At 45.1% G+C, this 23786-nt stretch carries 18 protein-coding genes; 16 read left to right on the forward strand and 2 right to left on the reverse strand.

Annotated elements, in window-relative coordinates; all coding sequences use genetic code 11:
• The first annotated feature begins 438 nt into the window (after positions 1-438).
• The 8 genes from KXU80_RS24385 (at position 439) to KXU80_RS24420 (ending at position 12650) form a co-directional block, all read left to right on the forward strand.
• Complete coding sequence (locus tag KXU80_RS24385; protein WP_219835697.1) at positions 439-2070, forward strand: response regulator transcription factor; 1632 nt, start codon at positions 439-441, stop codon at positions 2068-2070.
• The gene (locus tag KXU80_RS24390; RefSeq protein WP_219835698.1) at positions 2000-3883 is read left to right on the forward strand and encodes a cache domain-containing sensor histidine kinase; all 1884 of its coding nucleotides are present in this window, start codon (positions 2000-2002) and stop codon (positions 3881-3883) included. Before KXU80_RS24385 ends, KXU80_RS24390 begins: the two co-directional genes overlap by 71 nt.
• Before the next feature lie 286 nt (positions 3884-4169).
• Positions 4170-5861 carry an extracellular solute-binding protein gene (locus KXU80_RS24395; RefSeq protein ID WP_219835699.1) on the forward strand — a complete coding sequence of 564 codons (1692 nt, stop codon included), beginning with the start codon at positions 4170-4172 and terminating at the stop codon, positions 5859-5861.
• An 87-nt stretch (positions 5862-5948) separates the two neighbouring features.
• A complete protein-coding gene (locus KXU80_RS24400) occupies positions 5949-7127 on the forward strand; it encodes an alpha-L-fucosidase (protein WP_219839225.1) in 1179 nt (392 codons plus the stop codon).
• A gap of 543 nt (positions 7128-7670) precedes the next feature.
• Positions 7671-8588: an ABC transporter permease gene (locus tag KXU80_RS24405; protein ID WP_258171141.1), complete on the forward strand. Its 918-nt coding sequence runs from the start codon at positions 7671-7673 to the stop codon at positions 8586-8588.
• Between the two features lie 27 nt (positions 8589-8615).
• Positions 8616-9497: a carbohydrate ABC transporter permease gene (locus KXU80_RS24410; protein ID WP_219835700.1), complete on the forward strand. Its 882-nt coding sequence runs from the start codon at positions 8616-8618 to the stop codon at positions 9495-9497.
• 124 nt (positions 9498-9621) lie between these two features.
• The gene (locus tag KXU80_RS24415; RefSeq protein ID WP_219835701.1) at positions 9622-11304 is read left to right on the forward strand and encodes an extracellular solute-binding protein; all 1683 of its coding nucleotides are present in this window, start codon (positions 9622-9624) and stop codon (positions 11302-11304) included.
• 317 nt (positions 11305-11621) lie between these two features.
• Positions 11622-12650 carry a glycoside hydrolase family protein gene (locus tag KXU80_RS24420; RefSeq protein WP_219835702.1) on the forward strand — a complete coding sequence of 343 codons (1029 nt, stop codon included), beginning with the start codon at positions 11622-11624 and terminating at the stop codon, positions 12648-12650.
• A gap of 256 nt (positions 12651-12906) precedes the next feature.
• Here KXU80_RS24420 and KXU80_RS24425 read toward each other — a convergent pair whose 3' ends face one another.
• The gene (locus tag KXU80_RS24425) at positions 12907-13467 is read right to left on the reverse strand and encodes a helix-turn-helix domain-containing protein (RefSeq protein WP_219835703.1); all 561 of its coding nucleotides are present in this window, start codon (positions 13465-13467) and stop codon (positions 12907-12909) included.
• A gap of 173 nt (positions 13468-13640) precedes the next feature.
• Here KXU80_RS24425 and tdh point away from each other — a divergent pair, with 173 nt between their 5' ends.
• The 3 genes from tdh to KXU80_RS24440 all read left to right on the forward strand — a co-directional run bounded on the left by tdh (position 13641) and on the right by KXU80_RS24440 (position 16525).
• Entirely contained in the window at positions 13641-14729 is a 1089-nt protein-coding gene (tdh, locus tag KXU80_RS24430) for an L-threonine 3-dehydrogenase (RefSeq protein ID WP_219835704.1), read from the forward strand.
• Positions 14722-15897: a glycine C-acetyltransferase gene (locus tag KXU80_RS24435; protein WP_219835705.1), complete on the forward strand. Its 1176-nt coding sequence runs from the start codon at positions 14722-14724 to the stop codon at positions 15895-15897. The genes tdh and KXU80_RS24435 overlap by 8 nt, the downstream gene beginning before the upstream one ends.
• A 103-nt stretch (positions 15898-16000) precedes the next feature.
• A complete protein-coding gene (locus KXU80_RS24440; protein ID WP_219835706.1) occupies positions 16001-16525 on the forward strand; it encodes a DUF2179 domain-containing protein in 525 nt (174 codons plus the stop codon).
• A gap of 347 nt (positions 16526-16872) precedes the next feature.
• Here KXU80_RS24440 and KXU80_RS24445 read toward each other — a convergent pair whose 3' ends face one another.
• Positions 16873-17064, reverse strand: a complete 192-nt coding sequence (locus tag KXU80_RS24445) for a transposase (RefSeq protein WP_219835707.1) — start codon at positions 17062-17064, stop codon at positions 16873-16875.
• A 277-nt stretch (positions 17065-17341) separates the two neighbouring features.
• Here KXU80_RS24445 and KXU80_RS24450 point away from each other — a divergent pair, with 277 nt between their 5' ends.
• From KXU80_RS24450 to KXU80_RS24470, 5 genes are all read left to right on the forward strand, one after another.
• Positions 17342-19111 carry a sensor histidine kinase gene (locus KXU80_RS24450; protein ID WP_219835708.1) on the forward strand — a complete coding sequence of 590 codons (1770 nt, stop codon included), beginning with the start codon at positions 17342-17344 and terminating at the stop codon, positions 19109-19111.
• Positions 19086-19928, forward strand: a complete 843-nt coding sequence (locus KXU80_RS24455) for a response regulator transcription factor (RefSeq protein ID WP_219835709.1) — start codon at positions 19086-19088, stop codon at positions 19926-19928. Before KXU80_RS24450 ends, KXU80_RS24455 begins: the two co-directional genes overlap by 26 nt.
• Before the next feature lie 255 nt (positions 19929-20183).
• Positions 20184-21890: a type 2 periplasmic-binding domain-containing protein gene (locus KXU80_RS24460; protein ID WP_219835710.1), complete on the forward strand. Its 1707-nt coding sequence runs from the start codon at positions 20184-20186 to the stop codon at positions 21888-21890.
• Positions 21891-21976: 86 nt separating this feature from the next.
• Positions 21977-22867: an ABC transporter permease gene (locus tag KXU80_RS24465; protein WP_374987723.1), complete on the forward strand. Its 891-nt coding sequence runs from the start codon at positions 21977-21979 to the stop codon at positions 22865-22867.
• Between the two features lie 25 nt (positions 22868-22892).
• Positions 22893-23783: a carbohydrate ABC transporter permease gene (locus KXU80_RS24470; protein ID WP_219835711.1), complete on the forward strand. Its 891-nt coding sequence runs from the start codon at positions 22893-22895 to the stop codon at positions 23781-23783.
• Positions 23784-23786: the final 3 nt, after the last annotated feature.

Genomic DNA, 23786 nt, shown 5'->3' on the forward strand with positions numbered 1-23786 from the left:
TACTTTTACTAAAATTTTCTACGATTCGTGTAGACGGCGGTTTGATCCAGGGAGCATTCTAAGCAAGCCTCCCAGTACGCTGTACAGTGTATTGGGATGTTTTGAGTGTGCAATGAAAAATTTATCACTGCGGAATTTTCATCATTATTGGGACTTCTGTGTTGGTTCTTATCTTGACATAGTATTTGTCCGCAAAGACGAGGCTGTGACCTCATTTAATCGAGAAATACAATAGGACGCAGTTATAAAACAGCCCGTTAGTATGGGCTGTTTTTTGTATACTTTCAAAGACTTCTTTCCATTCTAATGGATAATGTCTTGATAAAAACAAGATATATAGTCAAAATAGATCAACAGTAGCTACAATATATATTTCTTTTGGGTAATATTTGTATTGGCTGTCATGGCCAAAATACTAGTACCGAGGGGGACTGCAGGATGTTAAAGGTACTTCTTGTCGAGGATGAGATGTTTGTCCGGTTGGGTTTTAAAAACGCAGTACAATGGGAAAAGTTTGGCATGTTTGTCTGTAGTGATGTGTCAAATGGACAGGAAGCCTGGGATGAATACATTAGGTTGAAGCCGGATGTGATTATAACCGATTTAAACATGCCGATCATGAGCGGGATGGAATTGATCGAAAACGTACGCCGTATCGATATTAAAACCAGAATTGTTATTTTGACCTGTCTTGAGGAATTTGCACTGGTGAAGAAAGCGATACGCTTTGGGGTCTCCCATTACATTTTGAAATTAACGATGGAGCCTGAAGAAATTGATGAAGTGCTCATCAGAGTCGCTGAAGAGTGCAGAATTCAGCAGCGGCAACAGGATACCAAAGGAATTATTTATAACCCAGATCAACTGAAAGAGTCGATCATACGAAACTACCTGTTCTATCCGTTATATACGGAGGAGGAATTTTCTAATCTGGTGATTCAGCAAAAGCTCCGGTTATCTCCTGAAAATTTAATCGTAGCCATAATGGAGATTAATAATTTCAGACATGCTCAAGTGAAGTTCAAAGATAATAAAGGTGAGTTAATACGGTATACGTTGTTGAATGTCTTAAACGAGATACTGACTCAATGGGGGCGAGGAGAAGTAGTTTCCGACAAAGAAGATCGGTATCTATTCCTGCTTAACTATCGGGATGTCCACAGTCATAAAACTATTCGGGAGATGATCGTGGAAGGCTTCGATCAAATCCGAAGCGTGCTTAACCGGTACTTTAACGTCAGTGTTACGTTTGGCATTAGCCGGCTAGGCCAACGGTACGCGGACCTAAAATCATTGACCCATGAAGCGACCGAAGCAGTAAATTGGAGATTCTTTATAAACCAAAGTCAATGTCTGTTTAAGGAAGAGTCCCATTGGAATCAAATTCTGGCAACGTCTCAAGTAAAAATAGAAGATTTATTGCTTTATTGGGAATCGGTATTGCCGGATAAACACGCGGAGCGAAAACTCATTGTCTTGAAGTTTTTCGAAACAGACGTAAAAAATCCAAAACTGTGGAATCAATTGTTTGTTCGTTTACTGGATATCGATCAAAATCCATTAGGTGTCGATACAAATGACTTGCTTAATGCCGTTTCGGATGCCATATTCGCAATTTCGCAGTGTGAAACATTAACTGAATGTATTCAATTGATTCGTGATCTCCTCGCCTACATTGAACATTGGAAACAATCAAGCAGCCAATTGAGTAAAGAAGTCGGAAGAACGATTCAATATTTACAATCACATTACCAAGGGAACTGTTCTATCTCAGATATAGCACAGACACTTCAAGTATCTCCCAACTATTTGAGCACGCTATTTCGCAAAGAAACAAAATTTACTTTCACAGAATACCTCACGCAAATAAAAATGGAGAAAGCAAAGGAATTACTAAAGAATACTGCATTAAAGTCATATGAAATCGCTGAACTCACCGGGTTCTCCGACGATAGTTATTTTAGCCGTACGTTTAAGAACCATACAGGCGTCAGACCAAATGAGTTCCGTAAAATGTGGGTTAAATCAGAGAGGACTGGGGAAAATGCACCTATTGTGGCTAAAGATTAAAGGTCCAGGGAGTCTATGGCGTTCAATCCGCGTCAGGTTAGTCCTGACCGTATTGCTTGTTACCTGTTTTGTCATTTCCGTATTTTCTTACTACAGTTACTCCAAAACCGTGGATTTGATAAGGAATCGAACGCAAGATACGACCTTTAGGCAGTTTAAGCAAACAGAATATAATATCCAGAATTTTATGGCGGAAGTGGACCAGCTCTCAAAAACATTCTTATTGGATGATCGGGTTCAAAAAATACTGAACGTGAATGCGGAATATAAATCCGACTTCTTTTCATTGCAAAGAGATATTACGGATCGGGCGGCGGAATACTTTGCAAACTATGAATATTTGGACTCCCTCTATATATTTGGTGAAAACGGAATGGTGGTAGGAGGCACTGCTCAAAAAAACCAAAGTATCTTAGATCCTGAGAAGTCGTATCCGTTTTACCAATCTGATTTATATTCGTTGGCCAAGCAAAAGTTCCCGGCGTTATTTTGGACGGGTGGACTCGAGTCAAGCGATTTTCTACGCATTAATGATACCGTCGTATCTCCTGAAGCGGATAATGTAATCACTGCAGTTCGGGGCGTAAAGCCCATCGAAGCTTCAAAGATGAGTGCGACCATGGTTATCAACATTAAAGAAAGCAAAATGAGCTCTATTTATAATGCCTTACAAAATTCTGCGAACAGTAACATGTCAATCGTGAATGAGTCCGGTCAAATTATTTCCAGTACAGATTTATCGAACATCGGTAAACCACAAACCTATTTTAGTCAATATCAGGGAAAAGGAGACCTTGGCAGCTTTTCGGTTAAGAAAAACAAACATAAGGAATTGGTTATCTATTACCGAATGGAAACAACAGGTTGGTACTTATACAGTGAAGTGCCTGAAGCCGAATATTTACAGGATATTGGTGCCATGAGGCAGTTTTTTATTCTGATGTTCGTACTCTCCATCATTCTTATGACCATATTCACTTCCTTGTGGATTCACCGGATTATGAGACCATTAAACGAACTGGTAAAAGGAATGAAACTGGTGGGAAGAGGGCATCTTGGACTAAAGTTAAAACCCGTCGCAGATCAGGAAATTGGTTACGTCATAGATCAGTTCAATACGATGTCGGACAACATCCTTTTCTTTAAGAACAAGAGTGAACAGGATGAGTTGGAGAAGCGCCGCTTAGAACTTGAAATGCTGCGGGCGCAAATCAATCCACATTTTTTGTATAACACACTGAACACGATTAAATGGATGGCTGTTGTGATTCAAGCGGAGAATATTCGGCAATGTGTCACGAGCTTGGGCAAGCTTCTGCGACCCATTTATTCGGAAACAACACCGATTTGCACTATTGAAGAGGAGATTTCCTATGTACAGGACTATATCAACATTATGAATTACCGTTTTGGTGGAGAGATTAACTTTGTCCTTGACGTAAGTGAAGACTTTCTCGAATGCAAAATACCAAGGTTGATCCTTCAGCCTATCATTGAGAATGCTCTTATGCACGGAAAAATGAAACAAGGCGTGATTAGCGTTAACGCTGCCCAAGTGAACGGGATTATGCAATTGTCAATTCAGGACAACGGTATAGGCCTGGAAGAGTCAGAAGTAAAGAGAATTAACGCTGGTATTCGGACCGGATTTCGAACGGATGACGGTGAAAAACAGTCGGTAGGTTTGTTTAATGTAAACAAACGGGTCCAACTTCATTTCGGGGAAAGATACGGCTTACAGCTTAAAAGCGAACGGGGAAAAGGCACCGAAATTTTGGTGTCGCTGCCGTATGAACGAGTCCAAAAATCGTAGAATTGTTCATGTTAGGGGAACGTCGCTCCTTATAAGATAAATGTACAACCTTAAATCAAAGCGAAAGGTGGTGTTTGTTACATGATAAAAGTAAAAAAGCAATTTGCTCTAAGCTTCTTGGTAAAATATTCAGAATATTTGTGCAAACGGTTACAAGGCTACCGAATTTCGCAATAATTGTTTCTTATGCTCAGACCGATCAAAGGTTAAAGAAAGTCACGTTAGGTGTTGCACTCTCTAAAGAGTGTTCATCATAGATAAAAGTTTTATATAAGGGGGAATTGTTTTGCCAATCAAAAAGAGCTGGAAAACGATCAGTACTGGAGTCATAGCTCTCATGCTCCTTGCAGGCTGTTCGGGCAATAACGGGGGAGGAGCTTCCGGAGAAGCAACGGATGGGAATATATCCGGTACCAAGTCCGTGATGCTAGAAACCGTGTTGAAAGACGCCAATAAAACGTTCGAACAAACGGATGTGTACAAAGAAATCATAAAAGAAACCGGAATCAACTTCAGCATTGAAGCCTATGACCCCAATAAATTTAAAGTTCAAATGGCTGGCGGAGATTTGCCCGATATCATCCAAGTTGACAGCACTAATTACAAGCAAATGATCGATGGAAATTTGCTGCTGCCTCTGGATGAGCTGGTAAAGACCAACGGTAAAGATATATTGACCCCGACGTTTAAAGATGGACTAGACTTCAGTCGTAAATTCTGGAGTAATGGGACAGGCAAACTATATTTTATACCAAGTGGTCATGTGGGGCCGATTGGATTCAATCAAAGCTTGGATGTAGGTTGGTCCACGCGTTGGGACTACTACAAGGAGCTTGGTTATCCCAAAATCCGCAACGAAGACGACATGTTGAATGTTCTGGAACAAATGGTAAAAAAACATTCCACTACTTCCGACGGTAAACCGGTCTACGGTGTGAGTACCTGGAACGATTGGGGAGCTTGGGGAGTGACCATGCCTATGGCCATTCCTTATGGATACGTGAATATGTCATATTGGGGCGTCATACCTAATGTCTCTGGAGAGCTGATTGATAATTACGCGAACCCGGATAGCCCGCTGTGGAAAACTGCGGCCTTCTTCTTCAAAGCCAAACAGAAAGGGATTTTAGATCCGGATGCATTCACGAATAAGTCAAGTGACTTCCAAGCGAAAGGCAACAACGGACAAATCCTGTTTTCCCCTATGGGTGGGTTTGACAATACACAATTTAGAAAGGAAGGCCCGGATAAAGGATTTATGACGATCCCCCTAGATTTTGGGTATGTTTGGGAGGGTGCTGGGAATCCGACAGGTTGGGACGGAAGGGCCTATGCGATTTCGAAGAACTCCAAACATCCTAAGGAAGCTATGGATTTGATCAACTTCCTAAACTCGGAAAAGGGTTCGCGTTTACTGTCCAGCGGCATTGAGGGCATCCACTGGGATATGGTCAACGGAAAACCAAAACTTAAAGAAGAAACGTTAATATTAAAGACCCAGGGTGGAGATGTATGGACCAAAACCGGGATCGGAGGCTCCAATAACCAACAAGGGATTAGTGAATTCCTCCCTACCAAGGATGGGGGAGTGGTCAATCTATTTAATACGCCGGAAGTTTTCATTTCACAGATGACTCCTTTGCAAAAAGATTATTCAAGCCATTACGGTGTAACCTATCCGTCCGAAATCTTTAAAAAACAGGTAGCGGACGGTAGCGTGAAAGACCAAAGCAGCTTCAATAATGCGTGGTTGTCCGCAATCGCTCAACCGGATGATGATATGAAACGGTTGGATGCGCAGCTTGACGACATCATCGTCAAAGGGATTCCCCAAATAATATTGGAATCGAAAAACGATAGTGAATTTGAAGCGGCGAAACAGGAATTAATCGGCAAACTAAAAAAAGCGGGCGTGGATAAATCCTTTGCTTGGTGGCATCAAGCTTGGTTAGACTCAAAAGCCGCGGTAGGAAATTAGATAGATCGTTAACACGGAGAGGGGAAATCATTAGTGAGCGAGACTACACTAGCGACACCAACATTAGCACAGTTGAATTGGCAGGATATGGAGCTTGGGATGTTTTTCCACTTTGGCATCAACACCTTCTGCGATCAGGAGTGGGGGAAGGGTCAAGATTCACCGCAGTTGTTTAACCCTACAGAATTCAATGCGCGAGAGTGGGTTAGAACAGCAAAGCATGCGGGATTTGCCTATGTGATTTTAACAGCAAAACATCATGATGGATTTTGCTTATGGCCGACCAAAACTACCGACTATTCCGTAAAGTCGAGCCCTTGGAAGAACGGGCAAGGCGATGTAGTTCGTGAGGTGGCGGATGCTTGTGAGCAGGAGGGTATCCGGTTTGGAGTTTACTTATCGCCGTGGGATTTACATGAGCCGTGTTACCCGGACAAGGAAGCTTATGACAACTTTTATACGGAACAGCTTACAGAGCTGCTGACACAGTATGGACCATTAGTGGAAGTATGGTTCGACGGCGCAGGGTCTCATGGAAGAGAATATGACTGGAGGCGAATCATTGGCTTGGTGAAGCAATATCAACCGGATGCCATGGTCTTTAACATGGGCATTCCTACCATTCGATGGGTAGGTAACGAGGATGGCGTTGCACCGTATCCATGTTGGAACACGGCAGAGTCTGCCAAACTAAGCATGTACACCAATGATATGGCAACTTGGCTGCCAGAGACTCCGAAATGGGTGCCAGCCGAGTGCGATGTACCGATCCGCACAAATCGCTGGTTTTGGCATCCGAATGATGAGCATACCCTTCGAACGCTAGATAACCTCATTGATATTTACTACCGCTCTGTCGGACATGGGTGCAATTTACTTCTTAACTTGGCTCCAAATGATCGTGGGCGTCTGGATGACATAGATGTGAATCGTTTAAACGAGTTCATGAATGAAATAAAGAGGAGATTCTCGAATCCGATTGCTAGCACGAGCGGAGAAGGTGATGCAATACTCCTGACATTCGAAACGGCGATCGAGGTTAATCACGTCGTCCTCATGGAAGCGATCACAGAGGGAGAACGCGTTCGCAGTTATGTCCTTGAAGCGGAACAGGAGGGCCAGTGGATCGAGCTGGTTCAGGGTAGTGCGATTGATCACAAAAAAATCGATAAATTTGAAACGATTTGTACAAAACAAATTCGCCTACGGGTCACAACTAGCGTGGATACAGCGGTCATACGGAATTTCGAAGCATATTATTGCTAAAAGCTTGAGGTTATTTCTAATACGAAAATGCTAGGTTTAGAATAGATGAACAATCACGAATTCTGCGAGAAAACTGTCTTCACCTAGTAAGCGATAGTAAAGCGGCCCGGTTATTTCAACTGGGCCGCTTTATCATAAATATCCGGCAATTGGCAGATGCACAAGGGTATGGGAAGCCACAATACACGAATTTTGACTACCCGTTTCCTATGCACATGTACTGCATATTCAATATTTAAATCATAAAGATCTCATCGCATGCCTTCCTCTACTGGGTTGGCGGCTCTACCGTGTGCTCGGCACTAGAGTTGGCGTTCGCCCTTCAGCCTGGGTAATACGATCCGTCAGGTTGGGTTAGGCATTGCGATGCTTCGTTGAAGGCTACTTGCATCTCAATAGTACACGAGGAGAAGGAACTGAGGTCTTAATCGCTCACGTATAAAACAGTCCAAAAATCGTAGAATTGTTCATGTATCACTTCCTCATTTCCTTATAAGATAAATCTATAGAATGGAAGAAGGGGTACAGAAGGGGGCTAAGGGAATGTTCAATAACACAACCAAGGGAATTAATTGGAACCGTCTATCGTTATTGTTAATGATTTTACCATTTCTGATTTTACTTTTTATCTTTAGTTACATTCCGCTGTTTGGTTGGTCGTACGCATTTTTTGACTATAAACCAGGACTCGGACTGCTTCATTCACCCTTTGCAGGACTAAAATACTTTCATTTGATGGTTTTTGAACAAGGAAGCGAGTTGGTGAGGGTGCTTCGTAATACGTTTGCCTTGAGCTTCCTTGGCATCTTATTATCACCGCTTCCTGTCGTGTTCGCAATACTTCTTAATGAGCTTCGCAGCAAATCATTTCGAAAGTTAGTGCAAACGGTTACAACGCTGCCCAACTTCGTGAGCTGGATTATCGTCTACTCCATCGTCGTTGCTTTTTTTTCTACGGATGGTGTTGTAAATCAGCTATTGATGAAGCTGCATTGGATTAGTGAGCCTACCCAGATGTTGAGTAATTCTCAAGGAACATGGTTGTTCCAAACGGCGCTTGGTGTGTGGAAATCGCTTGGATGGAGTTCTATTATTTTCTTGGCTGCTATTGCAGGCATTGATGCAGAACTATATGATGCCGCCAAAGTGGATGGGGCAGGGCGATATCGGTCGATTTTTCATATTACGCTTCCAGGAATAATCCCTACGTTTTTTGTACTGCTGATCCTGAGTATTTCGAACATCTTATCAGTCGGCTTTGAACAATATTTTGTTTTTTATAATCCGCTTATTGCCGACAGAATTGAAACGCTCGATTACTATGTATACCGGATCGGAATCGCAACGAATGATGTTTCCTTTGGTACGGCCATTAGCATCGCGAAATCGATCGTCAGCATTACCTTACTGTTTTCAGTAAACTATCTGTCCAAAAAAATGCGCGGCCAATCCATTATCTAAATTGTTTTTCATGTGAGGTGAGCAACGATGATTAAAGTAAACAATCCCTTCTTTGAAGTATTGAATTATTTGATTCAAATCGTTTTTGTACTCGTATGCTTATATCCGTTCTATTATATTTTCATTTATTCCATCAGTTCTCCCCAAGAAGCAATAAAAGGCGTTTACCTATTGCCAACTAATCTTACTATAAGCAACTATAGTCAAATTATGCAATTGAACAACATTTCGTGGTCATTTATGGTTTCAGTGCTGCGAACGATTATTGGAACGCTGGTCACCGTCTTTTGCTGCGCCTTATGTGCGTATATCGTCACCAAGCAAGAACTGTATTTTCGTAAAATCATTTATCGATACATCGTTATCACCATGTACTTTAACGCGGGCTTAATACCTTGGTACATTACGATGAAAATGTTTGGCTTACAGAACAATTTCTTGCTCTATATATTACCTTCTGCGGTGGGAGCCTTTTATATCGTTCTGCTTAAAACTTTTATCGAGCAACTTCCAGCTAGCTTGGAAGAGTCGGCTATGCTCGACGGTGCTAGTTACTTTACTATTTTCCGTAAGATCATATTCCCTTTATCGATGCCTATTATTGCAACTATTGCTGTGTTTTCAGCTGTGTCCCAGTGGAATTCTTGGACGGATAACTATTTCTTGGTCTCGGATGAGCGTCTGCAAACGTTACAAATGATTCTATATAATTACTTGAATGAAGCTCAGATCTTGGCAAGTAGCAACAATATTAACTTGAACGATGTGGGCTCAAGCATGAAAAGATTAACCCCAGAATCCATTAAGATGACCATTACAATGATTGTAACTGTGCCGATCATGCTGGTATATCCATTTTTACAAAGATATTTTGTAAAAGGCCTTATGCTTGGTGCTATAAAAGGTTAAATGAATCTGTAACGTTAGATGCTGCATCCTTACCATGGAAGGATGTTCATCATAGATCATTTGAAATCTTTTAAAGGGGGTAGTCATTTTGTCGTACAATAAGGGTTGGTATGGAGTAATTAGCATGGCACTGGCGACAACAATGCTGTTGAGTGGGTGTGCAAGCAATAACGAAGCACCAGGGAATGAGCAAAAGCCCGTAGGGGCGGACCAAACGAACAATGAAATTGACTCAGTTCCAAAACCAGTTACGATTAAAACAGTTTTAAAAGATGCAAATAAAGAATTCGAACAAACGGATGTGTATAAAGAAATCGTAAAGCAAACCGGTGTTACATTTAAAATCGAAGCCTATGACCCGAATAAATTTAAAGTGCAGTTGGCAGGGGGAGACTTGCCTGATGTCATTCAAGTGGATAGCAGCAATTACAAACAAATGATTGAGGGGAATCTGCTTCTTCCTTTGGATGAATTGGTCAAGACAAATGGGAAGGATCTTATGACGCCAACTTTCCAGCCGGGGCTTGATTTTAGCCGTAAATTCTGGAGCAACGGCACCGGCAAGCTTTATTTCATTCCTAGCGGCCATGTTGGTCCAGCCGGTTATGGAATGGAGCAATCAATTGGGTGGACCATACGTTGGGACTATTTTAAAGAACTGGGCTTTCCAGAAATCAAGAGCGAAGACGATATGTTGAATGTGCTCGAGCAAATGGTGAAAAAGCATCCGAAAACGGCTGATGGTAAACCTGTTTATGGTGTAACTACCTGGAATGATTGGGGGCCTTGGGGGCTGACGATGCCAATGGCGATTCCATACGGGTATATAAACTTGTCAACTTGGAGCGTTATTCCTAATGCATCGGGGGAATTGATCGATAACTACACAAACCCAGATAGCCCACTTTGGAAAACAGCTGCTTTCTTCTACAAGGCGAAACAAAAGGGATTCCTCGATCCTGACGCATTCACGAACAAAGTAAGCGACTTTGAGACCAAAATTACGAATGGCCAAATATTATTTAGTCCAATGGGTTCTGGTGATGCTAACACTCATTTGGCTAAGGAAGGACCGGATAAAGGCTTTATGGCGATTCCGTTGAATTTTGGTTATGTCTGGCAAGGAGCTAGCAATCCAACTGGATGGGATGGACGAGCGTACGCAATATCGAAGAATTCCAAAAATCCAGAACGTGCAATGGACTTAATTAATTTTCTAAACTCGGAAAAAGGTTCGCGCTTAATGGCTAGCGGCATTGAAGGTGTACATTGGGAAGTGACAAACGGCAAGCCGCAGTTAAAACAAGAAACTTTAGAACTATATAGTCAAGGTGGAGATGCATGGACAAAGATTGGAATCGGTGGATCTAACAACCAACAGGGACTTAGTAAATTTGCACCTACCAAAGATGGTGGAATCGTCGGTTTGTTTAATACACCGGAATTCTTTCAGTCGAGGTTGAATGCGTTGCAAAAAGATTATAGTAGTCACTATAAGGTTACCTATCCTGCAGAAATTTTTAAAAAGTCGGTTGAAGAAGGGAAATTGAAGGATCAAAGCAGTTTTAACAATGCTTGGTTGTCAGCGATTGCCCAACCGGATGATAATATGAAGCGTCTTAACGCGCAGTTGGATGATATCCTAATAAAAGGAATACCAAAGGTTGTATTAAACTCGAACAACGATAGTGAGTTTGCAGCTAAAAAGCAAGAGTTAATTGACAGTCTAAAAAAAGCAGGCGCTGATCAATCATTTGCATGGTGGCAACAAGCTTGGTTAGACGCAAAAGCAGCAGTTGAAAAGTAAATAGTAGATATAGCAATGAATCGAATAGGACTAGCGAAGCCACCGGAGCAGCTAACCCAACAGTGTTCGATGTGCTAATGGGTTCGGCAATAAGAAGTACGATCAATCCGCTCACTCATGGATTAATCGTGCTTTTTCTTTTGCTGAAGATTCAGGCCTTCGAATATACATCCTAGTGGAGAGGCGACGGAGCCGGGGCTGGTGCTTTGACTACGGCGATGCTTGGCGAAGTCGTTGACGTTGGTTATCAGTTTAATCATGTAAACGTCTGGGTTTATGATATACAGCTAACTTTCTACAATCGAGGAGGATCTATTATGAAAAACCCTATCTTTTATAGACTGTCCCTAGCTCCGAAAAACGGAGGATTTCGCATGGAGGATTATTACATTTGGTGTGGTTCTGTAATACAAGGCGAAGATAACAAGTATCACATGTTTGCCTCGAGGTGGCGTAAAGAACTTGGATTTGATCCGCATTGGTTATTTAATTGTGAAATTGTTAGAGCCGTGAGCGACTCACCGGAAGGTCCCTATCAATTTGAAGAGGTCGTGCTCGAACGACGTGATCGCTTTTACTTTGATGGACTTAACCAGCATAACCCTTCCATAAAATATTGGAATGGTACTTATTATCTTTATTATTTCGGAACCACATATGGTGGTCCCATTCCTTCAGTAGGTGATAAGGTATCCTCAGCTCGAGCGCTCGAGGTTTGGAATCGCAAAAGGATTGGTCTTGCCACTAGTAAGTCCATTTATGGACCTTGGAAACGGAGAGATACACCGCTTTTGGAGCCAAGGCAACCTGGGCATTGGGACTGTACCATTACGACGAATCCATCAGCAGCTATTTTGCCGGATGGAACAACCTACATGATTTACAAATCCCGCGAATACGCGAACGCGACTTTACAGCTTGGAATTGTTAAAGCACCTCAGCCCGACGGACCGTTTGAACGACTGAGTGATTCACCGATATTCCAGTTTGACAACGAGGATTTCCACGTTGAGGATCCTTATCTGTGGTTTGAGGATGGTTCGTTTCATGTTCTGATGAAAGACGATTATAAAAATGACAGCGGAGGACTTACCGGAGAATGGGGATCTGGGGTATACGCCACAAGCAAGGATTGTATCCATTGGGATGTGCACCCTGATCCATTGTCATATACGCGCAATGTTTCGTGGGATGATGGGACAATAGGCCAACAATGCAATTTGGAGAGACCTAATCTATTATTCCATGATGGGAAGCCAACACACCTGTTTCTCGCAACAGGAAATGGCAATAAACCATGGGAATTTGATGGTGTAACATGGAACATGGTTATTCCGTTAAAGTGAAAATAAAGCACAAAGCATGTAATTACAATAAAGTTATTTCCGCTTTTTGACTCTAATGTTGCCTGGCTTTATCTCTTTAGCCCCTTTGTACTTATTAATGTCTCGGGGCTTGCTTTTTGCAACTCCTCTTCCCTATAAATAAACGGTCGTTTGCTCCGAAGATGAAGAGAGTAGCTTTCTACTTCAAGACTAATAACATTTGAGGAGCTTACCATATGGCAGCTCCTCTTTTATTGGGCATTATCCTAGAGTGAAATTATAGAGGATAACAAATTATGGTGTTAAACTTCGTTTTCTCATCAGCAATGTTCACATAGACATGCGGCTGATCCGCGGAAAAATGGATGGCGTCCCCAGCCTTTAATGCGTATGCATCATCCTGGATACGGAGTTGAAGCTCACCGCTGATCATCAATATATATTCCTCGACGCCTTCATAATGGGCTTCTGAGGCATATGTACATCCGACATCAATCTCAACGGTATAAATCTCAAACTGCTTTTTCTGTTCAAAGGGAACGATGGGAAACGCCCGATAATTTCCATCTGCTTCTAAGAAGGGTTCAATCTCATCGAGACGGATATGGGTTACCTTTGGGACATTATCCTCAATTAGCGAAGTAAAGGAAATATGAAGTCCATTCACGATTTTCCAAAGAATCGAAATGGTGGGATTTGAGTCGCCGCGCTCTATTTGCCCGAGCATCGCTTTGCTGACGCCTGTCAGCTCTGCGACCTGATCCAGGCTGAGGGATCTGGCTTTACGAATATTTTGAAGGTTCTTTCCGATTTTTTTATGAATTTGTTCCTGAGCCATGGATTTTCTCCTCTTTTAAAGTACATCAAGTATAAAGCAAATTTAGCATAGCTTCAAAATATTTTCAAATACATATGTACAATATCAAATCCATATGTATAATATATTGTATACGTTATAACGCACAAAAGGGTATTATATAAACCGTCTTGCTGATAAGGAGGTATGTATAGATGAAAGGAACAATGATCGGTTTAGTTAAAGAGGTGCGGGCACCGGGAGCCGTTTTACGGGAAATACCGATTCCACTGTGTGGTCCAGACGAGGTGCTTGTAAAGGTAAAAGCAACCTCCATTTGTGGGACTGATGTCCATATCTACAAATGGGATAAATGGGCGGAAAGCGTCGTCGTTACGCCGAATGTATTTGGACATGAATTCGCTGGTGTGGTCGAAGAGATTGGCAATCAAGTGACCAATGTGAAAATTGGAGATCACGTATCCGCAGAAGGACATATGGTTTGTGGAGTTTGTAAGGCTTGTCGGACAGGTAACGCGCACGTATGCCCGAATACTGTAAGCTTCGGTATCACTGCGCCTGGCTGCTTTACGGAATATGCAGTCGTTAAGGCGTCGAATGTCATTATCAATAAACGAGACATGCCTTTTGAGCTCGCTTGTCTGCAGGATCCTCTCGGAAATGCTGTACAGACGGTTTTGGCAGGCGACATCGTGGGGAAATCCGTCGTGATTATCGGGACAGGGCCGATTGGTTTAATGGCAGTTGCCGTTGCCAAAGCGAGTGGGGCAGGGGGAGTGATAGCTGTGGATGTGAATGCGTATCGGTTGTCGCTTGCGAAGCAAATGGGCGCAGACTATACCATCAACAGCCGAGAAGAATCCATGGTCGATGCGATTCGCTCCTACACGAGAGGCGAAGGGGCTGAAGTCGTGCTAGAAATGTCAGGCTACCCCGATGCCATTCGCGACGGGTTTGAGGCTTCAGCTTCAGCTGCCCGCGTATCGTTACTTGGTATCCCTACGCAGGAGGTGGCTATTGATTTATCGCGGCATATAATTTTCAAAGGCTTACGAGTGGAAGGGATTACGGGACGACGTATGTATCAGACCTGGTATCAATTGAAAGGCTTATTAGATCAAGATCGTATCGATTTGAAACCGCTAATTACCCATACCTTCTCGCTAAAAGATTATGAAAAAGCATTTGAACTGATGATATCCGGGCAATGTGGAAAAATCGTTTTTTTACATGACACAGATGAGGCATTGTCAACATTAAAGGAGTGTGTGATCCATGGCTAATTGGAATACATTAGTGCAGGAATTGGAGCAATTGAAAAAGGAAGGGCGCTATCGTCCTCTAACCGTGTGGGAAAGCGGTTCAAATGCATGGATGACATTGAAGGGACGCTCTGTTCTGCAAATGTCGTCTAACAATTATTTGGGGCTCACGGATCATCCCGGAATGAAAAAAGCGGCCATCCAGGCTGTAGATAAATATGGAGTTGGTAGCGGTTCCGTTCGCACCATTACAGGGACGCTTGATATTCAGCATCAACTTGAGCTTGAGCTTGCGCAATTTAAGGGAACTGAAGCAGCCCTTGTGTTTCAATCAGGCTTTACTGCCAATCAAGGCATTCTAGGATCGCTGCTTGGACCTGAGGATGTCGTCATTAGTGACGAGTTGAATCACGCAAGTATAATTGACGGAATTCGATTGACGAAAGCGCAGCGGAAGGTTTTTGCTCATAAAAACATGGATCAGTTGGAAGCAGCCTTACAAGCTAGCGCTGGGTTTCAGAAGCGTATTGTTGTGACAGACGGTGTATTCAGCATGGATGGCGACATAGCACCGCTGCCGACCATAGTAGAGCTTGCTGAGAAATACGATGCGTTTGTGTACGTAGATGATGCCCATGCGAGCGGAGTGCTCGGTAAGAACGGGAAAGGTTCGACGGACCATTTCGGCCTGCATGGACGTGTACACATCCAGATCGGCACTCTTTCGAAGGCAATTGGCGCTGTCGGGGGCTACGTGGCTTGTGATCAAGTTCTTAAAGATTACCTTATCCATAAAGCGCGTCCTTTTTTGTTCAGCACCTCCCATACGCCTGCGGTAACAGCTACTTGCCTTGCGGCCATTCAAGTGCTGCAGCAAAGTGGAGACCTCATCGCAAAACTTTGGGAAAATGCAACGTACTTTCGTTCAAAAGTACAAGCGCTTGGGTTTGATACCGGTATGAGTGAGACACCGATAATACCAATTATCGTAGGGAATCCTGCGATGACGATGCAATTCTCTGATTTGCTGCTGCAGGAAGGCGTCTTTGCTCAAGGGATTGTCTATCCGACCGTGGCGATGGATAAAGGACGTGTACGCTTTATTATTACAGCTCAGCATACACGAGAGGATCTTGATTTTGCGCTGAATGCGTTACATCATGCTGGAAAACAACTCAATCTTATTTAGTAGTCCATGCTGCTCATTCTCATTCTATATCCATGCTTACAGAAATATTTCATGCTCGGCTCGTGAAAGAATTACAAATAGCTGATAGGGGATGGTTGAATTAATGAGTTGGGATTTAATCAGTATCTTTGTTTTTGAATTTCTATTTGTAACTGTAATGACATTTAGATGGATTATTCTCGTAAAGGGCAGTAAGTACCTGTCAGCGGCAATTTGTATTTTAGAGCAATCCTTAAATATCGTTGCTCTCAGCATGGTGGTAACTCAATTTGACGATCCTCTGAGGATCATTGTCTTCGCATTGGGGTATGCAATCGGATCCATAGCCGGTAGTGTGATTGAGGAACGACTCGCATTAGGATACACTCAACTTCAAATCATCACATCAATTTCTACAAATTTAGCTCAAAAACTTCGTGATCTTGGTGGTATCGGGGTTACTGAATGGACGGTTCTGGGCAAGGAACAAGAACGGTTAATGCTGATGATTGTCATTCGCCGTAAGTGGGCGGTGCGTCTGCTTGACAAGATTCAAGAAATAGACCCGGAAGCATTTATCGTGGAGATGGCGCCGCAAGCGTATCGTGGAGGGTATATGCCACAACAGCTAAAATCCAGATTTTTTTGAATACAAAACATTACAAAACACTTAAATGAATAGTTTTAGAAAACTTTAATCGCCTTGCGACACGACACCGTAAGGCGATTTTCCATTCAAAAAATAATTAAACTTTATGAAAATATGCAAAGAAAAGAAAACAGAGGTTAGACGCAATTAATAACGTGTTATCATATCTTGTAATTCCGATCACATGTTCAGCCGGCGAGGAGGAAAAAAATTATAGTAGGTCTATCTTCGAGACTGAATAGGACTATTGAAGTAATACTAGGCAGCGTTAGAGCTCCTCGGGATTTGTAGGACGCTGCACATTGCTGATACTGAGTATTTGTGAGCATTGTTGCGAATCACGCTGATTAATCTTCGGGGGTACGATTGGCTTTCTCGGAAAACGAACCAGACCGCTCGCTTTGTTGGATCCAGCGGTCAATAGCGGATGCAGTTAAGTCGTATTCCCGAACGATGTCGCCTCGTGCTTTATCGCCTTCGTAAAGTTGAACCATCTGACGCTTAAATTCAGCTGTAAACGTGCGTCTTGCTTGCTGCATGGTAGTTTTGCTCCTTGTCTGTTTTGCTCATTCTACTCGCCCTCAATTTATTTGTCCAACTTACTGTAGCCGATCCAAAGAACTTTATTTTACCTCACCAAATTGATGAGGAAAAATAAAGTTCTTTACATTTTTAGGGGATTTTACTCAGCAGCGCTGGTGGAAGGGGAAGCTGCCGGCAGATTCCAACTCGGACAGGAAGAATATGGACAGCAATACGGTCAACCGCTAAACTTATAATACAAGTTGCGCTCATCCCAGGAAGGGAGAGGTCGGTTTGATCAGACAGTTGGCACATGTTAAACCAGATAAGAGGCGGCCGTATTCCCTTCGAAACCGGCTGCTTGTCATTTTGCCCCTCACTGCACTTACTCCGCTTATTCTCATCGGCGGCATATCGTACTATTCCATGCAATCCATATTGGAAAACAAAACGAAAGCCGGCATTATTAGTCACCTTCACGAGGTAAAAGTATCGCTCGACAATACCTTGAATCAATTAAACCACGTCTCTCAGCAGCTGGCCTACGATGGTGTAGTCGGGCAGAACATGGAGAAATATTTAACCGCGGAATCATACAGGAAGAAGAAACTGGAGGAGGAGATCGAGAAGGAAATCAGCATGATCGGCTTCACGAATCCCGATCTGGGGCTTGTCTTTTATTATTCTGCCGTAGATGGGAGACGCTACTTTCAAAATTATTCCGTGAATGCGTCGGTTCCGGTTAACGACCTTCCCCGATTAATGAAAGCGAATCAGATTACCTATTACGGTCCTCACAAATCGCTAAATTTGCTTGACGGACGGCTTGTCTTCTCTGCGATCCGGCAGGTGAAGCTTGATGAAAGAGACGACATCTATGTATACATGGAGACAAGCTATAAGCGGATCGACAGCATACTTAGGAGCGACGACGTTCACACGGGATTTATCCATCTGATCGTGGACGACCACGGGAGAATCGCTTACAGCGAGCAGACGGATGCTTTTTCCGTCGGGGATGAATTCCCTGCGCTTGATCCCGGAGAGGATAACGTGCTGAAGGGGTACTACGCTTTTGAAGAGACGGGCAATCAGTCTTGGAAAGTCGTCACGTTGATCGATAAGAGAACCTATAAGTTCGAAATTAACCGCTGGATTGGGCAGTATTCCTTCATTGGCTTTGTGTCCATTGCCCTCAGCTGCTTGTTAGCTGGCTTGCTCTGGCGTACTCTCTATCGTCCGCTGCGAAATTTAATGTTGGATATCCGAGACGTGAACGATCGTAAGCTAACCGCCCCGGTCAGAAGGTCGAATAACCTGGAATTTGATCTCATACACAGCGAGCTGGATCATATGCGGGGGCGCATCGTGAGGCTGATTGATGAAGTCGCCAGCAATGAGAAGCAGAAAGCAGAGCTTGAAGTCGAGAAGCTGATGAATCAGATCAACCCCCATTTCCTCCTAAATACGCTCGATACGATCCGGTGGATGGCCAGAAGCGAAGGTCAGCTTGAAATCGACAGGCTGATCTCGATGTTGAACAAGCTGCTTCATTACAATTTGGGCAAAGACGGTGAGGCCAGCATCAATGATGAGCTGGAGGCCGTCCGCAACTATGTGCAGCTGCAGGAGGTTCGTTACCATGTCCGCTTCCAGGTGAATGTACAGGTGGATTCCCGTGTCCTCGATGTCAGTATCCCGAGGTTTATTTTGCAGCCGCTTGTGGAGAACGCCTTGCACCATGGGCTGGACAGCGATGGCGTAATCGAGGTGGAAATCATCCAGCATGGGACGGCCAATCTGCTCATAGCGGTGCGGGATAACGGGCGCGGGATGAGCGAGGAACAAATAGAGCGTCTCATGCAAGGGAAACCTGACGGACACGGAAAGCTCGGCATGGGGATTGGTCTGCAGTATGTCGTCCGTATGTTGAAGGCGAAATATGAAGAGCAGGCTTCATTCCGGATAGCCAGTCAGCTTGGACAACATACGACCGTAACACTGGAGCTTCCGCTCCGGATCATAGGAGATGCTGCCGATGAGAAAAGTGCTAGTGGTGGATGACGATCATCTAGTGAGAAGAGGGTTTATCGGCATGATGCCGTGGAGCAGGCACGGGTTTGAGGTCATAGCGGAGTCGAACAATGGGGAGAAGGCGCTGAGCAGTCTTGAGCTTGCACCTGTTGATCTGATCATTACGGATCTGGCGATGCCGGTCATGTCCGGGATCGAGCTGATGAAAAAGGTGACGGAGCTTTACCCGCGTACAGCGATGGTCGTTCTAACGTTTCACCATGATTTTGAGCTGATCCAAGAGGCGCTCCGGCTAGGTGCGATTGATTACATTACGAAGGTTGAGCTGGAGCATGAGCAGATGGACGGCATCCTGAAGCGAATTGCGGCCCGGATGGATCAACAGGCCCAGCAGTCTCAACCGGCCCCGGAAGCAGCGTCCGAACCGAAGCTCGCAGCTGCAGGGGAGGACGATGCTCCTTACTCCAAGGAGGTGCTGACATGCATCCGCAATGCTATATCGTTCATCCGGAGCGAGTTTCAAAACGAAATTTATTTGACCGACGTCGCCCGCCGCGTGAACATGAGCCGCAGCTACTTCAGCCGTTGCTTTCGCGATGTCGCGGGGAAGACATTTAACGATTTCGTAAGAGAGACCCGCATCGAGCACTCGAAGGAGCTGCTGGTTCGTACGAACAAGCCGGTACAGTGGATTGCTGTACAATCTGGATTTCCGAATGAAAAATATTTTTTTAAAGTTTTTCGCATGCTGACGGGCATGCTGCCGCGCGAATTCCGCAACTCGCACAGCTCCCAGAGCGCTCCGGCTTCTCTGTTTCAAGTGAATATTATGGAAATCAACGAATAGCAAACAGCCTGGCGCGTCCATTGATGCGCCAGGCTGTATTGTTATCGGGGTGTAAGTTGCGCGTGCATGGACGAACGCCTCTATCTGAAAAGTCTCCAATTGTCTACTAAAGTGAAATTTAGTCTATTAACGAGGAGCAACTGGAGACGTTCGTATACGATTTGCAGGTCTATCTGTGACTTTGCATGATGCATGATGCTTTATGATGAAGCTACGAAATATTTCGAATTCGTAAATAGATAGGGAGGGCTTTGAATGAAGAAACGGAAGAGCCTGCTGTTTCTGCTTGCATGCGCACTCATTTTGTCCGCATGTTCGAACAGTAACGAGACGGCAAACGGCAGCAACGGGAATGAAGGTAAGGGAAACGTACAGACGAGCAACAAGGACGCGGCGGCGGTTACCGACAAAGATGCGGCGACGGATACCGACAAAGGCGCAGCGGCGGATACCGATCCGTACAAAATGCCGGAAGCGACGGATGTATCCTTCGTGCTGAGGGTAAATCCGGATTTGAAGCTGCCGGAGGGGGATACGGTCGAGAATAACGTATTTACCCGCTACATTGCCGAGCAGACCAACATTCATTTCAAGCTGCTCTGGTATGCCTCCAATACGGATTATGACCAGAAGTCGAAGCTGTCGATCGCGAGCAACGACCTGCCCGATGCGATGGTTGTCGACGAGAAGCAGTACCGGGCAATGGCCGAAGGGGGACAGCTTGAGGACTTGAGTGAGGTATACAGCAAATTCGGGTCCGACCAGCTCAAAGCGTACTATAATTCGACGGACGGACGTGCGCTGCAGCAAGCTACGATCGGCGGTAAACTCATGGCGCTTCCGAACATCGTTCCGCAAGCCGATACTTACGTCCTGACATGGATGCGCAAGGATTGGCTCGATAAGCTCGGTCTCCCCGAGCCGAAGACGCTTGAGGACGTAGAAGCGATCACCAAAGCATTTATCGAACGGGATCCTGATGGAAACGGCAAACCCGATACGATCGGATTGACGGGCAATAATACCTCGATCACGCAATGGTACGGCAATGATTTCAGGGCCATCTTCAACTATTACAATGCCCATCCGGGCACTTGGTACAAGAACGACTCCGGCAAGCTCGTATATGGCTCGACGACGCCGGAAGCGAAGAAGGCGCTATTGAAGGCGCAGGAGCTTTATAAGAACGGTCTCGTCGACAAGGAGTTCGCGGTGCGTAAAGATCCGATGGAACCGGTCAAGGACGGGAAAGTCGGCGTATTCTTCCAAGCGTGGTGGGTGCCGTTCTCCCTGGCAGATATGATGAAGTCCCATCCGGAAGCAGACTGGAAAGCTTATGCGATTCCTGGCGTTAACGGTAAGGTCAATGTAACGCACATCGCAACGAGCAACGGATTTCTCGTCGTGAAGAAAGGCTTCAAGCATCCGGAAGCGCTTGTGAAATATTTGAACTTCCAGACGCGCTTTGGCAAATCGCCAACCGAGGAGGACAAGAAAATCGACCATACGCTTTATGTCTCCGTCCTTCCACTATCGCTCAACATCGATTACATCGATACCGTGTCGCAGAAGCATGACATGATCACGAAAGCGTTGAAAGGCGAAATTTCCCAAGACAAGCTGACGCCGGAGATGAAGGGTCATTACGAACGATGGCAGCGGGTGCTTGCATCGAAAGGTCATCCCGATCCAGCCGATTGGGGCGCTCCATACTCGTATATTTACGGAGCGGGGGCCATTCCGCAGAAAGCAGATGAGAACGCTGTCGATCCTGCTTTTACTGCAACGACTCCGGCGATGGATAAAAAATGGTCCAACCTGCAGAAGCTCGAGGACGAAACGTTTTTCCAGATTGTCCTTGGAGAGAAGCCGATCGAGGCGTTCGACCAATACGTTGCCGATTGGAAGGCGCAGGGCGGCGATGAAATCACGCAAGAAATCGAAGCGGAATTAAGCAAATAACCGTGGTGCCGAACGTCAAAGCGGCGCCTCCTAAATGCAAGGAGCGCTGCTTTGACGCATTTTAAGGGGAAAGGAGGGGGGCTAGCTTGCGCTATCGTTCCATCCAGAAACACTATCACGTCATGCTCATTCCAGGCATTGCGCTGCTCATCCTATTTAGTATCATCCCGATGTTCGGGGCGCTCATTGCCTTCCAGGATTTCAAGATCGGCCTTGGCATATGGAAGTCTCCATGGGTTGGACTCGACAACTTCAAGTACATGTTCGAGCTCCCGGACAGCAAACGCATATTCATCAATACGCTCATTCTGGCGACTTCCAAGATCGCGGCGAACCTTGTTATACCGCTCGTGTTTGCCATTATGCTGAACGAGCTGCGCAAGCAGAAGTTCAAACGGATCATACAGACCATCGTCTATTTGCCGCACTTTTTGTCCTGGGTCATTCTAGCCGGTGTCATCAGCGATTTACTGCTGCTGGATGGTCCTGTCAACCGATTAGCCACGGCGCTCGGATACGAGCCGGTCATGTTCTTGGTAAGCAACAAGTGGTTTCCTTCTATCATTATTTCAACTGATGTATGGAAGGAATTCGGTTTTAACGCGATTATTTATTTGGCTGCGCTTGCCGGAGTCAATCCATCGCTGTTCGAAGCGGCCGAGATGGATGGCGCAACGCGGATTCAGCAAATCTGGCATGTGACGCTCCCGTCGCTTCGCCCTACGATCGTTCTGCTCGCGACGCTTGCCATCGGCAACGTGCTGAATGCGGGCTTCGATCAGATTCTGAACATGTATAGTCCGCTCGTCTATGAATCGGGCGACGTTATCGACACGTACGTTTACAGGGCCGGCATTCTGGACGGCCAATACGGTCTCGCCACGGCGGTCGGCTTGTTGAAATCGGCAATCGCCTTCGTGCTGATCATGATGTCGTATCATCTTGCCAGCCGCTTCGCGAACTATCGCATTTTTTGATTTTGATTAGGGGAAGTGGTTATTTATGATTCGCAGCAGAACGGTCGGAAGTACCGTTTCAACCGGGGTGTTATATACGGTGATGGCCTGCATTGCGCTCCTGTCGCTCGCTCCGATCTGGTATACGGTCGCCGTATCGTTCAGCGACAAGGCAGCGGCATCCGCCGGAAGGATTACGTTCTGGCCGATCGATTTCACCATCATTTCATACAAAACGATATTGGGCGACCCGACATTTCTGGGTGCATTCTGGATTTCCATCAAGCGGGTGCTCTTCGGAGGCGCGATCAATTTCGCCGTGACGGTGCTGATGGCATACCCGTTGTCGAAGGAAAATCGGGAGTTCCGGTTCCGCTCTGTCTATATGTGGTTTCTCGTGTTTACGATGCTCTTCAGCGGGGGGACGATTCCGCTCTATATCGTCGTCAAGGAGCTGGGGCTGTTTAACTCGATCTGGTCGCTTGTCCTGCCGACGGCGGTGCCGGTGTTCAACGTGCTGCTGCTGCTCAATTTTTTCCGCAGCATCCCGAAGGAGCTCGGTGAAGCGGGCGAGATCGATGGGGCCGGTCCGTGGTACATGCTGGTTAAGGTGTTCCTGCCGCTCTCGATGCCGGCGATCGCTACCGTGACCTTGTTCAGCGTCGTGAGCCATTGGAACGCGTTTTTCGATGGGATGATCTACATGCGCAGCGTCGATAAGTACCCGCTGCAGACGTATATTCAGCAGCTGGTCGTACAGGTCAATATGCAGGACTTAACCGGCGATCCGAACAAGCTCGAAATGATCAGCAAGCTGTCCAACAAGACGCTGAATGCGTCGAAGATCGTCATTTCCATGCTGCCGATTCTGGTTGTCTATCCTTTTCTGCAAAAATATTTTATCCACGGCATTATGCTCGGCTCTGTAAAAGAGTGAAAG

It is taken from the genome of Paenibacillus sp. R14(2021), from assembly GCF_019431355.1.
In the GTDB taxonomy this organism is placed as follows: Bacteria; Bacillota; Bacilli; order Paenibacillales; family Paenibacillaceae; genus Paenibacillus_Z.

What these genes read in the sequence shown, in the direction of transcription:
- KXU80_RS24445 (WP_219835707.1), bottom strand. Translation starts at nt 17,064, where the DNA reads ATGCAGCAAGCAAGACGCACGTTTACAGCTGAATTTAAGCGTCAGATG.
- KXU80_RS24455 (WP_219835709.1), top strand. Translation starts at nt 19,086, where the DNA reads ATGAGAAAAGTGCTAGTGGTGGATGACGATCATCTAGTGAGAAGAGGG.
- KXU80_RS24460 (WP_219835710.1), top strand. Translation starts at nt 20,184, where the DNA reads ATGAAGAAACGGAAGAGCCTGCTGTTTCTGCTTGCATGCGCACTCATT.
- KXU80_RS24420 (WP_219835702.1), top strand. Translation starts at nt 11,622, where the DNA reads ATGAAAAACCCTATCTTTTATAGACTGTCCCTAGCTCCGAAAAACGGA.
- KXU80_RS24400 (WP_219839225.1), top strand. Translation starts at nt 5,949, where the DNA reads ATGGAGCTTGGGATGTTTTTCCACTTTGGCATCAACACCTTCTGCGAT.
- KXU80_RS24415 (WP_219835701.1), top strand. Translation starts at nt 9,622, where the DNA reads ATGGCACTGGCGACAACAATGCTGTTGAGTGGGTGTGCAAGCAATAAC.
- tdh (WP_219835704.1), top strand. Translation starts at nt 13,641, where the DNA reads ATGAAAGGAACAATGATCGGTTTAGTTAAAGAGGTGCGGGCACCGGGA.
- KXU80_RS24410 (WP_219835700.1), top strand. Translation starts at nt 8,616, where the DNA reads ATGATTAAAGTAAACAATCCCTTCTTTGAAGTATTGAATTATTTGATT.
- KXU80_RS24435 (WP_219835705.1), top strand. Translation starts at nt 14,722, where the DNA reads ATGGCTAATTGGAATACATTAGTGCAGGAATTGGAGCAATTGAAAAAG.
- KXU80_RS24390 (WP_219835698.1), top strand. Translation starts at nt 2,000, where the DNA reads ATGAGTTCCGTAAAATGTGGGTTAAATCAGAGAGGACTGGGGAAAATG.
- KXU80_RS24470 (WP_219835711.1), top strand. Translation starts at nt 22,893, where the DNA reads ATGATTCGCAGCAGAACGGTCGGAAGTACCGTTTCAACCGGGGTGTTA.
- KXU80_RS24425 (WP_219835703.1), bottom strand. Translation starts at nt 13,467, where the DNA reads ATGGCTCAGGAACAAATTCATAAAAAAATCGGAAAGAACCTTCAAAAT.
- KXU80_RS24385 (WP_219835697.1), top strand. Translation starts at nt 439, where the DNA reads ATGTTAAAGGTACTTCTTGTCGAGGATGAGATGTTTGTCCGGTTGGGT.
- KXU80_RS24405 (WP_258171141.1), top strand. Translation starts at nt 7,671, where the DNA reads ATGTTCAATAACACAACCAAGGGAATTAATTGGAACCGTCTATCGTTA.
- KXU80_RS24440 (WP_219835706.1), top strand. Translation starts at nt 16,001, where the DNA reads ATGAGTTGGGATTTAATCAGTATCTTTGTTTTTGAATTTCTATTTGTA.